Annotated in this window: 7 protein-coding genes; 6 read left to right on the forward strand and 1 reads right to left on the reverse strand. The window is 66.8% G+C overall.

What is annotated here, in order from left to right; genetic code table 11:
- Positions 1 to 23 precede the first annotated feature (23 nt).
- Genes ACFU8W_RS12435 through drmB form a run of 4 tightly spaced genes read left to right on the forward strand, consistent with a single transcriptional unit; the run spans position 24 to position 11,759 of the window.
- Positions 24 to 4,793 carry a DEAD/DEAH box helicase gene (locus ACFU8W_RS12435; protein ID WP_384035299.1) on the forward strand — a complete coding sequence of 1,590 codons (4,770 nt, stop codon included), beginning with the start codon at positions 24 to 26 and terminating at the stop codon, positions 4,791 to 4,793.
- On the forward strand, positions 4,790 to 6,703 hold the full coding sequence (locus ACFU8W_RS12440) for a UvrD-helicase domain-containing protein (protein WP_384035302.1): 1,914 nt from the start codon (positions 4,790 to 4,792) through the stop codon (positions 6,701 to 6,703). Before ACFU8W_RS12435 ends, ACFU8W_RS12440 begins: the two co-directional genes overlap by 4 nt.
- Positions 6,700 to 9,930: a helicase-related protein gene (locus tag ACFU8W_RS12445; RefSeq protein WP_384035305.1), complete on the forward strand. Its 3,231-nt coding sequence runs from the start codon at positions 6,700 to 6,702 to the stop codon at positions 9,928 to 9,930. The genes ACFU8W_RS12440 and ACFU8W_RS12445 overlap by 4 nt, the downstream gene beginning before the upstream one ends.
- Positions 9,927 to 11,759 (forward strand): DrmB family protein, encoded by a 1,833-nt coding sequence (drmB, locus tag ACFU8W_RS12450; protein WP_384035308.1) that lies wholly within the window; start codon positions 9,927 to 9,929, stop codon positions 11,757 to 11,759. Before ACFU8W_RS12445 ends, drmB begins: the two co-directional genes overlap by 4 nt.
- A gap of 8 nt (positions 11,760 to 11,767) precedes the next feature.
- On the opposite strand, the gene ACFU8W_RS12455 is transcribed toward drmB, so the two are convergent.
- Positions 11,768 to 12,424, reverse strand: coding sequence for an ATP-binding protein (locus tag ACFU8W_RS12455; RefSeq protein ID WP_384035310.1), 657 nt, complete (start codon positions 12,422 to 12,424; stop codon positions 11,768 to 11,770).
- Positions 12,425 to 12,623: 199 nt separating this feature from the next.
- On the opposite strand from ACFU8W_RS12455, the gene ACFU8W_RS12460 reads away from it, so the two are divergent.
- Together ACFU8W_RS12460 and ACFU8W_RS12465 are read left to right on the forward strand one after the other, a co-directional pair.
- Positions 12,624 to 13,472: a helix-turn-helix domain-containing protein gene (locus ACFU8W_RS12460; protein WP_384035313.1), complete on the forward strand. Its 849-nt coding sequence runs from the start codon at positions 12,624 to 12,626 to the stop codon at positions 13,470 to 13,472.
- The gene (locus ACFU8W_RS12465; RefSeq protein ID WP_384035316.1) at positions 13,469 to 13,660 is read left to right on the forward strand and encodes a DUF397 domain-containing protein; all 192 of its coding nucleotides are present in this window, start codon (positions 13,469 to 13,471) and stop codon (positions 13,658 to 13,660) included. Before ACFU8W_RS12460 ends, ACFU8W_RS12465 begins: the two co-directional genes overlap by 4 nt.
- The last annotated feature ends 643 nt before the right edge of the window (positions 13,661 to 14,303 follow it).

A 14,303-nucleotide genomic window follows, 5' to 3' on the forward strand; every position in this document is an offset into this window, starting at 1 on the left:
CACGGCCATGGAATGGGATCACTTTGAACTACAAGCACGTGACGGGCAGTTCGGGCGACTCGCCCGTCATCCAGAAGATCGTCGAGCAGTCGACGCGCGTCCTGGAGACCTACCGCGTGGATCCCGGACTGATTCTGGAGCATGCCAACGGTGAGCGTCGAATAACCCAAGGCGGTTATGGGGACCGCCAGTTGTTCGAACTCGTACAGAATGCTGCCGACGAGATCGCCGCCTCACCCGGCGGGAAGGTGCATGTTGTTCTCACGAACACGCACCTCTACTGCGCGAACGAAGGAACGCCCGTCACACCGGAGGGCGCCGAGACCATTCTCCGGATGAGCGTCTCGAAGAAGCGCGGGGGCCAGATCGGTCGATTCGGCGTCGGCGTGAAATCGATCCTGGCCATCACGGACACCCCCCAATTCTTCAGCATCTCCGGCTCGTTCGGATTCGACCGTGTGTGGTCGCACGAGGAGATCAGGAAGGCGCGGGGCAGCTCCACCGAGGAGGCCTTCGAGGCGCCGGTTCTGCGCATGGCCCGCCCGCTGGACGCAGCAAAGGAGCGCATGGCGGATTCCGTCCTCGATACGCTGCTCGGCTGGGCAACCACCGTGGTTCGGCTTCCGCTGTTGCCGGGCGCGACCGAACGACTCGGTCATGACATGCACGCTTCCATGAACAAAGACGACGTGCAGAGGGAGTTCCCCGCCCGGTTCCAGCTCTTCTCCCACCACGTGGGGACGGTGATCCTGGAGGACACCCGTTCCATGCCAACGATCCGCCGTGAGATCACGGTCGACCACGAAGGCTTTCGGCACACGATCCACGAAACGCGCACGGGTCGGCCCGAGTCGCACTCGGCATGGAGGGTCTTCACCCACGCCCACAGCCCCACTGCGGAGGCCAGGGCCAGTGCCGGAGAGATGCACGACCGGGGGACGATCGACATCTCGTGGGCCGTTCCCGAATACACGGGTGACACCGTGCTCACCACCCCCAGGGGTCGGGGGGAGTTCTGGTCGTTTTTCCCGACCAAGTACCCGATGACCCTGAGGGGCGCTCTCAACGGCGCATGGAAGACAAACGAGGACCGACAGAACCTCCTGGACTCCAGCCCGTTCAACCAGGAGATCATCCAGATCGCGGCTCGTCTGGTGATCGACTCGCTGCCGCATCTCGCACCTGCCGAGGACCCCGGGGCGTATCTCCCCCTGCTCCCCGGCCGCACCAAGGAGTCGGAGACTCTGAACTGGGCGGACAAGTATCTGACCGAACAGATCTGGCGATTGGCGGCGCAACGCCCCTCCCTCCCCGACCAGGACGGCGTCCTGCAGATTCCCCGGGACATCCGGATTCACCCAGCACCGCACAACAAGGTTCCGCTCAAGCTCGACTGGCTCCGCATGTGGAACGCCTATCCGGGCCGGCCCTCGGACTGGATCCATCCCTCGGTGGAGGCAGCCGAGTTCCGCGCCGGCAAAGTGGGCCACATCCTCGACGAGACCAAGCAGCGTCGCGCGACAGTGCGGGAATGGCTGGAGGCGCTCGTCGTCGACGGCACGGCCGAGGCCTCTGCCATCGCGATCCGCATCCTCGCCTCGATGATCCGTGAAGCGTCCCCGTTCGCCGCCGAGGCGCGCTCGGCACGGATCGTGCTGACCGAAGAGAGCGGGATGGTGCCCGCCGTCGTCGGTAAGGTCTTCCGCCGGCCGGTCCAGGACGGGCTCCGCGACGGAACGACGTATATCGATCGGAAGCTGTCCGATGACGAGTCCCTGATCAGCGATCTCGGCGAGATCGGCATTCGTGAGGCTACTCCCCGGGGCCGGTTCATCGGCGTCCTTGAGCAGGGTTTCGACAACTACGGTCCGCTGGACTGGAGCCGTTTCTGGGAGCTGTTCCACACCGCGGGAGGCAGCCAGGTCAGTGGTGAGGTGAGTTCCCGTGTGCCGGATCCGTTGGCGACATTGTTCGTTCGGACCGCCGACGGCCGCTTCCACCGCATGCGGGACTGCCTGCTCCCGGGACCGGTCGTTCCCGGCGACGGTTCCCGTGACGGTTCGGTGGCCGTGGATCTGGACTTCCATTCCGACGACAGAATGGTCTTCCATGAGTTCGGTCTGCGCGAGCGACCGACCTCCGGTCACCGGCCCAATGACGAGGGTTGGTTCGACGAATACCGCACCGCCATCTATGACAGCTACTGCAGGACATTGAGCAGCAGTGCCAGCCGCCCCGCCATCACCCGGCTCAAGCTGGAGGGATCCCCCGTCGGAGGTCCGCTGCACCTCCTGGAACGGCTGTCGGAAGAGGGCAGGGCCGCCTTCGTCAAGGCACTACCCGACGACAGCGTCATCGACACCTGGACCCTGCAGTTCGGCACCCAGGCGGCGACGCGCAAGATGATCCACTCGCCTCTGCGTTGGATGCTCCGTCGACACGGAAGAGTCCCCACCTCTCAGGGCATCGTGCCGATCGCCAGTGCTGTGGGTCCACAACTCCGCTCCTACGCCGATGTACTGCCCGTGGCAGACATCAGCGCGGAGAAGGCGCGCAAACTCCACCTTCCGGTCCTGGTCGACGATGTTCCGCCGAACCAGTGGGACCGACTGCTCGAACAACTCGGAAGCAGTGACGACGACGTCTTCGTCGGACGCACCTATGTGATGCTGACCCGGCTCGAAGTGGACTTCCCCGAGGGCGAGCTCACCCGCTGCCGGGTCGGCTCGGAGTGGAGCGCGCGCGAGGACAACGAGATCGCCGTGGCCGCCACCGAGGCCGAATTTCGGGCGCTTCGCGCCGAGCAAATCCCCGCCCTGTTCGCAGGTGGCACGGAGGACGCGGCGTTGCTGGTCAAGACGTGGGGGATGTTGCGCTACGCCGATGTCATCACCAAGGAGACCCGCCACGTCGGGGCCGGCGAGCCCACCCTCCTGCACGACGAATTCCCCACGCTCCGCCAGCGCATGGGAAATGCGGTCAGCAACCACCGCCTCTTGCGCTGCTCGGAGTTGGAGGAACTGACCCGTACGCCACAGGGCACGAGGGCCACGCCTCTCACCAGCGCCCTCCAGGGCGCCACCGTGCTCGTCCTCGAACCCGCGGACCGGCTCGCCGCGCTGATGGCCGTGGACCGCGAACTTCGATGGGGGCTGAAGGAAGCAGGATGCCAAGCAGTCCTCGAGGCGCAGGAACGACAGGAGGCGGACCAGGAGTTGCAGGCTTCCCTACGCCGGGTCCGCGAGGCAGAGAGCGTCGAGGAGAAGCTGGAACTACTCATCGGCGCGACCGCGCTCCGCGCGGGTCTGCCACCGGGTCTGCTGGAGAGCGAACGCGCCGAATTGGGGGGCACCGAACCTTCTCCCCGCCGGATCGCCGGTCTGGCCTACAACGCACATGGTGACGGCGTCCTGCAGATGCACGCCAGGGACCTTCTGGCGGCCTACCCCAGCCACGCGCCGTCGAACTTCACCGGTTCGTCGCCCGCGGTGAAGTTCGTCTCCGAGTTCGGCTTCCCCGACTCCTTCGCCGGCACCCGGACGCCTTCGTTGCCCCCACGGGTCGAGGTCTCCGGCCCCACGGCATTTCCCCGTCTGCACGACTACCAGGAACGGCTCGCGGCGAAGGTCTTCGCCATGCTCGACAGGTTCACCCCGCAGCGCGGGATGCTCTCCCTGCCCACAGGTGCGGGAAAGACACGTGTCGCGGCAGAAGCCGTCATCCGATGGATCAAGCAGGTGGGCGACCTCGACGGTCCCATTCTCTGGATCGCACAGACCGAGGAACTCTGTGAGCAGGCCGTCCAGAGCTGGAGTTTCGTCTGGTCGAAGGTGGGGGCCGAGAGTCCGCTGACCATCAGCAGGCTCTGGACGACCAATGAGGCGGGACCGGTCGGCGGCCGTCCCCACCTCGTGGTCGCGACGGACGCGAAGCTCCGCAACTGCCTGGGCACCGACGGATACGCCTGGCTTCGCAGCGCCTGCCTGGTCATCGTGGACGAGGCGCACGTCGCCATCTCACCGCAGTACACGGAGATCCTCTCCCACCTCGGGCTGACGGCGCACGAGACCCGACGCCACCTGCTCGGCCTCACCGCCACTCCCTTCCGCAATACCAACGACGAGGAGACCAGGCGCCTGGTCCGGAGGTTCGGCACGCAACGGCTCGACGACGGGATCTTCACCTCGGGAGACCCCTACGCGGAACTCCAGGAACTAGGCATGCTGGCGAGGGTCACGCACCGGGAGCTCCTGGGAGGCACGATCGAACTGACCAACGTGGAGAAGGAGCGGGCCGATCAGATGAGCCTGCTGTCGAAGGCCGCCGAACAGCGTCTCGCCGACGACCAGGACCGGAACAAGCGCATCCTGGAGGAAATCGCCTCCATGCCGGACGACTGGCCGGTGCTGGTCTTCGCCACGTCGGTCACTCATGCCAAGTTCCTCGCCGCGAAGCTCAAGGACCGGAACATCACGGCTGCTTCGGTGGACTCGGCCACGTCGACGGGTGAGCGCAGAAAGAGCATCGACGACTTCAGGCGGGGCCGGATCCGGATCCTCACCAACTACGGCGTCCTGACCCAGGGCTTCGACGCCCCGGCCACCCGGGCCGTCGTCATCACCCGCCCCACCTACAGTCCGAACGTCTACCAGCAGATGATCGGTCGTGGTCTGCGCGGCCCCGGCAACGGAGGCAAGGAAACCTGCCTGATCCTCAATGTCCGGGACAACATCACCAACTACGACAAGGCTCTCGCCTTCACGCAGTTCGAGCACTTGTGGAGGGCGAAGTGAGTGACGCGTACCGGAACAGCCCGCCGCTGACCGAGGAGCAGCAGGCCGTCGTCGACCAGCCGTGGGACGCCCGGCTTCTGGTCACCGCAGGGGCGGGAGCGGGCAAGACGCACACCCTGGTGCGCCGCCTCGACGCTCTCATGGGCGATGACGACGAGGCTCTCGAGGCGCGCGAGATCCTGGTCCTGAGCTTCTCCAGGGCCGCGGTGCGGGAGCTGCGCGACCGGATAGCGCTGCACGCGCGCGAGGCTCGTCGGGTCAGAGTCCAGACCTTCGACTCCTGGGCGTACTCGGTGCTGCGGAGCGAGCAGCCGGACCGGGACTGGGGCAGCCTCCGCTTCGACGAACGGATCAGGGAGACCACGGAGGCCATCCTTCGCGGAGCCGTCGAGGCCATGGAGCAGGGAGCACCGGCCCATGTGGTGATCGACGAAGTCCAGGACCTGGTCGGCGACCGTCGAGACATGGTGGAGACACTGCTCGACCGCTTCCAAGACGGCTGCGGTTTCACGGTGGTGGGCGACGGGGCGCAGGCCATCTTCGGGTTCCAGGTGTCGGACGAGGACGCCCGCGCCGCCGAGACGAACTACTTCTTCGACTGGTTGCGCGCGTCCTACATGGACGACCTGGTCGAGCTGCACCTCTCCAACAACTTCCGGGCCCGCACCGACGAGGCGCGCACTGCGCTGGCCCTCGGCGGTGCGCTTCAACGGCTGCCCTCCGAGTCGGCCGAGTCCGACGCGGCCGGCGAGGGCTACCACCGGAAGCTGATCGACCTCCTGCGCTCGTGCCCCGACTTCGGAGTTCTGGAGGCTCCGTTCACCATCGGCTCACTCCAGGACTATCCAGGCACCTGCGCGATCCTCTGCCGGGACAACCGACAGGCCCTGGTGCTGTCCGACACGCTGTTCTCCCTCGGGGTGCGGCACCGGATGCAGCGTGGGCTGCAGGACCGCCCAGTCCCGGCATGGGTTTCCTCCGTGCTCCGCCGGACCGGTTCCACCACCCTGACCGAGGAACGCTTCCAAGCGCTGCTAGACGGGAGCCCGGTGTCCCCGGTGGGTGATCGGGCAAGGGTCTGGCGATCCCTGCGGGGGGCGGCACGCGCCCCGCGTGGGCTCCTCGACGTGTCGGCCGTGCGGCGGTTGGTCGCCGACGGACGCTTCCCGGACGACCTGGCAGCCGTCGAGCCCGCCGATCTGGTGGTGTCGACCGTCCACCGGGCCAAAGGGCTGGAGTTCGACCGCGTGATCGTCGTCGAACCGACGTCGTTGGCGGAGCTGCGCAAGCAACACACCCACATCGACCCGGCGGCGGAGGCACGCTCGCTCTATGTCGCGATGACCCGTCCCCGGGACGACCTGTTCCGGATCGCGGCACCGGAGACCGCTCTTGTCCGGCGGGACCGGGCCACCGGCCGCTTGTACCTCGGGGGATGGAAGTCGTACATCCGCGACGGCATCGCCGCCTCGGGACGCGACGTGTGTCGCGAGCACCCGCCCGGCACGGACGGGTTCACGGACGATGCCGGAGCCGTACAGGACTATCTGGCCTCGTCGGTGTCTCCCGGCGATCCGCTCGTTCTCCGGTGCCAGCACCAGATGACCGTTGCGGTGGATCAGAGTCCCCCGTACATCGTCTTCCACGGGGACCGTCCGGTGGCGGTCGCGTCGGAACAGTTCCGCAAGGAGCTCCATACCTCCCTGAAGATCAATAGAGGATGGGACATCAGATGGCCCGTGGAGATCAGGGGCTTCAGGGTGGACTGTCTGGAGAGCGTCGCCGGCAGTGTGGCGTCCGGGGCCCGCGCCGGGCTGGGGGATCAGGGCATCTGGACAGTGCCACGCATGTCAGGACTCGGCCGGTACAGGCGAGCCGAGAAGACCAAACAGGAAGACATCGACCGATGACGGACGGATCGAACGCCCACGCGGCCCACTACGCGGTACGCGACGGACTCGTCGCACAGCTCCGCAGGGATCTGCTCGGCCCCGGGGCTCCCGACGAGGTACTGACGCAGGATCCGCCGATCACGACCTATCCGATCGGTGTGCTGTTCCCGCGTCCTTCGGGCGACGAGGCCGAGCAGGCTTTCGGGGAGGACACGGCCGAGAACGAGGGCCTGGACGACATGCCCCTCGTCAGGGGTGGCAGGGATGTCGAGGAGGCGGTGCCGGACTTCGGTGTCCCGTTGGTCGGCGACCGACGCCCCTCGTCCATGGGTCTGACGTTCGCCGTCGACCCGTCCGTCTCGTCGGCGATCGTGGTGCGCACGGAGGCCGCGGTCTACGATCCGGTCGATCCGGAAGGACGCCCCGTGGCCGCCAAGCGGGCAGAGGCCCGTACGGTCTCCGAACAGAAGGAGCACTGGCGTCGCCGGGTCCTGGCTCTGCCCCCTGTCACGATCGACGTGACCGCTCCGTACAGGCACCGGCCCGACCCGTTGGACGACGGCGTACGGATCGAGGTCCTCGTACGCCCCCCGGCCATACGGAGTGGGACCGTGACCGTGACCGTGACCGTGACCCTGATCAATACTCACCGGGTCGGGGAACGGGAGCTGCAGGACGCCTTCTGTCTCTACCAGCCCCGACTCACCGTGACCACCCCGTCCGGCGCGCCCGCCTTCGTGGAGAGGCCCGCCGAGCGTCGTGCCGACGACCCGGAGGTGGCGGCGAGCAGACTGCTCCACCGGCATGCGCCGACCTTCGCCATGGGCCACGGCTGCGCGGCCGACTGGGACTGGACACCTCCGCCCGTCGATGCGCCGAACAACGCGCGCGCCGCCATCGCCACCGTGCGGACCGAGTTCGTCCCTGCTCATGACGTGCTGCTGACGGACTCCAACCCGGACATCGACGACTCGGCCCTCACGATGCACGGCCTGGCGACCCGACCGGAGAGCGAGGTCCTGGCAGCGCTCAATGAGCTGATGGCCGGATACGCGGAATGGATCGACCGCAAGGAGGCGGAGACCGAGGCTTTTCTCGGCACGCCCTACGAACCGCCGGCACGCGAGCAGGTCGAGCAATGCCGCACGGCGCTCGGTCGCATACGCCGCGGCATCAGGGTTCTCGGAAACGACTCCGACGCGATGCGGGCGTTCCGTCTCGCCAATCGTGCGATGGCGCAGCAGCGCTCCCGTAGTGAGTGGGTGAAGAACGGACGGAACGGAACGCCGGACGAGTCCGCGGGGCGGTGGCGTCCGTTCCAGATCTCCTTCATGCTGCTGTGCCTCGAGGGGATAGTGGACCCGCACCACAAGGACCGGGAGATCGCGGACCTGCTCTGGTTCCCCACTGGTGGTGGCAAGACGGAGGCCTATCTCGGTCTGATCGCCTTCACGACGTTTCTGCGTCGCATCCGCCTCAAGGAGCGCGGCGCAGGCGTCACCGTCCTCATGCGCTACACGCTGCGTCTGCTCACCCTGCAGCAGTTCGAGCGTGCCGCGGCCCTGATCTGCGCCATGGAACGCATCCGCCTCGGTGACGAGCAGGCTCTGGGCACCGAGCCCATCTCCATCGGCATGTGGGTCGGCCAGTCCGCCACGCCCAACAAGCTCTCGGTGGCCCAGGAAAGCCTGAACGAGCTGCGCAAGGAGAAGGAACTCCAGGAGAAGAACCCCGTCCAGCTGCACGCCTGCCCATGGTGCGGCACCCGCCTCGACGCATACCAGTACGAGGTCGACGAGGACGCGAAGCGGATGCATGTCCGGTGTCCGGACACCTGGTGCGACTTCCACGACGGACTGCCGGTCCACCTGGTCGATGAGGCGGTCTACGACGCCCGGCCGACGTTGGTGATCGCCACGGTCGACAAGTTCGCCGCCATGCCGTGGCGGGAGCAGACGGCCGCCCTCTTCAACCGGGACCGCTCCGACGGTACACCGCCACCCGAGCTGATCGTCCAGGACGAGCTGCACCTCATCTCGGGACCACTCGGCACGCTCACCGGCCTGTACGAGACAGCTGTCGACCTGCTGGCCGACGGCCCGAAGGTCATCGCCTCCACCGCTACCATCCGCAGAGCCTCGGAGCAGGGCAAGAAGCTGTTCGCCCGCAAGGTCTCGCAGTTCCCGCCGGCGGGAATCGACGCCAGGGACTCCTGGTTCGCCGTGGAGACACCGAAGGAACGGAAGGCCAGCCGCCAGTACGTCGGTCTTCTCACCCCCAGCACCAGCCAGTCCACGCTGCTCATCCGCACGTACGCCAACCTGCTCCATCAGGCGGCCCGTGCAGGCACCGACGATGACGTGCGCGACGCGTACTGGACCCTCGTCGGCTACTTCAACAGCCTCCGGCTGCTGGCGGCCGCCGAGCTCCAGGTTCACGACGACGTCGACGCCTACCTCGGCTACCTGGCCGAACGGGACGCCTGTGAGAAGCGAACCGTGGTGGAACAGACGGAGCTGACCAGCCGGGCCAATTCCAGCGAGGTTCCGAAGCGACTGAAGCAGATCGAGAAGCGGCTGCCACATCCCGATGTCGTGGATGTTCTACTGGCCACCAACATGATCTCCGTCGGTGTCGACGTGGACCGGCTCGGGTTGATGGCCGTCATGGGTCAGCCGCAGACCACGGCCGAGTACATCCAGGCGACCAGCCGAGTGGGTCGACGCCATCCCGGTCTGGTGGCCGTGATGCTCAACTCGTCCCGCTCCCGCGACCGTTCGCACTACGAGAGTTTCCAGCACTTCCACTCGGCGCTGTACCGCGAAGTCGAGTCGACCAGTGTGACGCCCTTCTCGTCCCGCGCCCGCGAGCGAGGTCTGCACGCCGTCGTCGTCGCTCTCGCCCGGATCCTGATCCCTGCGGCACGTCCCAACGACGGAGCCGGTCGGATCGACGAATTCCGTGATGAGCTGGAGGACCGCGTCAGGACGGCGCTCCTTGCCCGGGTCCAAGCGGTCGACCCCGACGAATACCGTGCGACCGCCGAGGCGTTCGACGAATTCGTCGACTGGTGGGAGGCGGCAGCCGCAGCCAACGGTGGCCTCCTCTACGAGCCCAAGCGCGGCAGGCGTACGCCGTCGCTGTTGTGCGGGTTCGACGACGAGAACGAGGATGCGTGGCCCACCCTGTGGAGCCTGCGCGATGTCGATGCCGAGTCCGCGCTCTTCATGGAGGCAACCCGATGACCCCGCCCCCCGCCCGACGCCGTCGGACCGGCACGCCCGAGCGCAGCTACCCGCGCCGCGGTTCGGTACGTCGCGCACAGATGATCACGACCTACGGCGTCGGTTCGATGGTCGCTGTGGACAACGAGTCGTTCATAGTGACCGGTATCGACTCGTGGAACATCAGCGAGGCACCCACCATCCATGAGCACCGGCTGGCCCGCGTGCTCGGCGTGAAGGCGTTCCGCCTACCCCCGGCGTCGGACGACACCAGCAAGGACGGCGTGCACGTCCGCCGTTTCCCTCTGTGGCATTCGTGCCCGACCTGTAATGCCCTTCAGCATGTGCGCCGGTTCAACTCGCCGCCAGGGAAGAACGAGTGCGGGGACTGCGACGAGGAACTCGTCCCTTCGCGTTTCGTCATGGCATGCGCCAAGGGCCACATCGCAGACTTCCCCTACTGGAAGTGGGCGCACCGCAAGAACCGACAGGAGGCCGACTCCGGCTTCTGCGGCGGTGAGATGCGGCTGCGTACCAGTGGCAAGACCGCGTCCCTCCGCTCGGTCCTGATCTCCTGCACGTGCGGGATTCCGGAAGTGTCCATGGAGGGGGCGTTCCGCCGCTCCGCTCTGTCCGACCTGAAGGTCTTCTGCAGCGGCCTGCGCCCCTGGCTGAAGGATGCGCCGACCGAGTCCTGCGCCGAGAGTCCTCGCACTCTCCAGCGTGGTTCGTCCGTCGCGTGGCAGCCCATCGTGAAGACGGCTCTGTCGATCCCCCCGTGGAGCGACGGCGACATCTCCCGTCTCGAACCCCACTGGGATGCTCTCCGCGAGCTGAACGCCGACGGAATAGAGATCTATCTCAAGGCCCTCACACTGCAGGAGAACTACGAATTCTCTGCCGAGAGGGTCATCGCACTCCTCGACGCGGAGAACCACGAGGATGCGGGACCCGATCAGGAGGAGGGCCACGACCACGCCTACGTGACATTGCGGAAGCAGGAGTACGAGCGGCTGATCACCGGACGCCCGGAAAGCGAGACGGACCGCGAGGACCAGTTCGTCTGTGAACCGCCTCGCTCGTCCGCCTCTTCTCTCGCTCCGTACGGGCTCGCGGGCCCGATGCTGGTCAAGCGACTTCGTGAGGTCCGGGCGCTCAAAGCGTTCTCCCGGGTCGACACCCCGGAGACGCGCACCGACGTCCATGAGGCCGCGCTATCCGTGGCCCCCATGGACTGGTTGCCTGCCATGGAGGTGCAAGGCGAAGGCGTCTTCCTCCGGCTCGACGAGCGGCGACTCGATTCCTGGGCGGAGAGCGTTGCGGTCGCCGCACGGGTCGAACGGATCCGGAACAACCACCTGCGCATGCTCCGGGAACGCGCCCAGCACCCACAGTCCGTGCCCGATTCGCCGGCAAGTGCCCGCATGGTGCTGCTGCACACTTTGGCGCACGCGCTGATCAACGAGTGGAGTCTGGACGGCGGTTACCCGGCTGCCTCGTTGCGGGAGCGACTCTACGCGGACGACTCCATGGCGGGCATGCTCATCTGCACGGCGACCAGCGACTCCGCCGGAAGCCTCGGCGGGCTGGTCGCCCAGGGGGAACCCGACCGCTTGGAGCCCACGCTGCGCTCGGCCCTGATCAGAGCCCAGTGGTGCTCGGCGGACCCCCTGTGCGTCGAGTCCGAGGGCAGCGGGGTGGGCGGCATCAACCTCGCCGCCTGCCACGCCTGCGTCCTGCTGCCCGAGACCAGCTGCGAGCACAACAACGGCCTTCTCGACCGTGCCCTGCTGATCGGGACTCCGGAGGATCCGTCGATCGGATTCTTCAGCGAGGCACTGATGCTCTGATCGCGCTGTCATACGGCCTGGCTCAGCTCAGCCTCGAAGTGCGACTGGGCCAGGTCCAGCGCCTCGTCCGGGTCGTAGCCGTGGGCCCGTAGCCAGTGGAGGAGGTCGGCGATCAGGTCGATCGCCGCCTCCTGCTGGAACGCCGCACGGATCCGCCCCATCCCGGGGCCCGGCGTCACACCTCCCGCGTAGAGGGTCAGGCGCGCCTCGCCCTTGGCGACCCTCGGGTCGTCGACGTGGCCGGCGGACGAGGCGAGTCGGGTGACCAGGTCGCACCAGACGAGCTTGGAATCCGCACCCAGGATCACGCCCCACCGTTCCGACACAGCATCCATCAGCGCCATCCCGCGCCCCCTCTCGGCGTCCGGGCCGACCGAAAGGAGCGTCGGCAGGGCCCGGGTGTCAGGGTCGCGGAGACCAATGCGCAGATACGTATCCCGCATCTCGACCAGAAGCGTGCACGGCGTTCCCGCGCCGATATGCCGAATCACATTCGCCACCAGCTCGCTCACGCAGATCTCGGCGGCCTCGATCACGTCCGGCAGCCCCCACAGCCGCAGGTGCAGCCGCATGACGCGTCTCAGTCCGGCAACCTCTTCGGGCTCCGCCAGGAAGGGCAGCTCCCAGGGGTTTCGCGTCATGCAGCCGTCGATCCTGTTCGTCACGAGCGCACGCCTTTCACCGGAGCGAGCCCGCGGACTTCACCCATCGTGAAGAACAGTGACTCACAGTTGTCCCGCATTGAGGATGCCAAGTGCCGATCCCTTCGTGCAATGTGCACGGCGAGATTCGCTCCTTCGGGTGATTGGCGGCCGCCGTCCAATCCGATGGGATGGAAACTCCGTTACAAAAAGGGGAGTTGAGTTGTCCGGTTCACCCACGGCACGTCGCCGTCGACTGGCGATCGAGCTCAAGAAGCTCCGCGACGAGAGCGGCCTGACCTGCAACCAGGTCGGCAAGGAACTCGACTGGAGCGGCTCCAAGGTCAACCGCCTGGAGACCGGCCAGGGCCGGGTGCAGCCCTCGGACGTGGAGGCTCTTTGCCGCTTCTACGGGACGCCCGACGAGCTGCGCGACCTGTTGAAGTCCCTCGCGAAAGAATCGAAGACCAAGGGCTGGTGGCACGCCCACGGCGACGCGGTGCCTTCGTGGTTCTCGGTGTACGTGGGTTTGGAACAAGCTGCCTGCAGCATGCGCACCTACCAGGGAGAGTTCGTGCCCGGCCTGCTGCAGACGCCCGAGTACGCCACTGAAATGAGCCGCGTCACGCCCGACCTCCCCCACGAGGAAATCCAGCGCCTCGTCGATGTCCGCATGCGTCGCCAACAGTTGCTGTCGGCTGCGGACGGACCGGACTTCTGGTCCGTGATCCACCAGAGCGCGCTCATGCATGTGATGGGCAGTCGAGAGGTCATGACGGCCCAGCTCGAACGTATTCTGAAGATGTCGAGGCTGACGAACGTCACGGTGCAAGTACTGCCGTACGACGCCGGGGCGTACCCCACGACCGGGCCGTTCACCGTGCTCGGCTTCCCCGAGCAGGAGGACCCTGATGTGGTGTACAGAGAGGGTCTCACCGACTCGATCTATCTGGAACTCCCAGCAGATGTCAGTGTCTACACCCGAGCTTTCGACCATCTCAGGGCCCTCGCTCTGAGCCCGCAGAGATCAGCTGCTCTGATCCGTTCCGCTATGGAGGAACACTCACGATGAAACTGCCTCCCACAGTCTCGCAGTGGCGGAAGAGCAGCTACAGCAACGGCGCAGGCGGCGAGTGCGTCGAGGTCGCGGACCTGCATGCAGCGATTGGTGTACGGGACTCCAAGCAGCCCCGCGGGCCGCACATAGCCGTACGCCGCAGCGCGTGGGCGGGCTTCGTCGCATTCCTGCGCACCCAGTAGGTCAGGGTCCGATCCGCGCCGTCACCGTTCACGGGGGTGTCCGGTGCTTCAAGCCGTGCCATGCTCCACGCCCCCATCGCGCTTAGCTTGTTCTTGATGGCGCAGTTCGCTGTCGCGTGATCGTTTGTGTAGCTTCAGCCCTTGATCCGCCGAGCGGTGCCGGCAGGCTGCCGCTCTGGGCTCGCGGCTGACTACGACGCGGGGGTCCTGCGTCCCGCACGCCCCCGCGATGCCGTGCAGGGCCTGGCACTTGCTGCGGCAGCCACAGCCTGGGCCCACGTGCTGACGCGACGGCTTGTCCGCAGCGGTCGAACAGCATCCCGAACTTGACCGCGCAAGAGGATGTCCGGCGGGCGGGAGCGGCAGCCTTGGCGTGATCCTTTGCGCTGACCAGAGCGCGAGTTTCACCGGCCCCTGAGACCGCCGTCGGAGGTAAGTCTGCTGCACCACGATGCTCCATCGGTGAGTCCTTCGTCCGTGGTCCGAAGATCTCGATCACCGAGCAGGCCCTGGCGGGCGGCTGACATGAAGGAGCCCCCGAAGTGGACCTTGGGTTCTAGTGGTCGTCGCAACACCCCAGTTCAAGGGGTGCGATGGATTTCGAGATCCGTAAGGACCGGGCGAAGCCGCAGGGACGGAAGAA

Source organism: Streptomyces sp. NPDC057565 (genome assembly GCF_042801455.1).
Classification (GTDB): Bacteria; Actinomycetota; Actinomycetes; order Streptomycetales; family Streptomycetaceae; genus Streptomyces; species Streptomyces yanii.

Coding starts and splice junctions, on each gene's coding strand:
- ACFU8W_RS12465 (WP_384035316.1), top strand. CDS start 13,469: ATGAAACTGCCTCCCACAGTCTCGCAGTGGCGGAAGAGCAGCTACAGC.
- ACFU8W_RS12445 (WP_384035305.1), top strand. CDS start 6,700: ATGACGGACGGATCGAACGCCCACGCGGCCCACTACGCGGTACGCGAC.
- drmB (WP_384035308.1), top strand. CDS start 9,927: ATGACCCCGCCCCCCGCCCGACGCCGTCGGACCGGCACGCCCGAGCGC.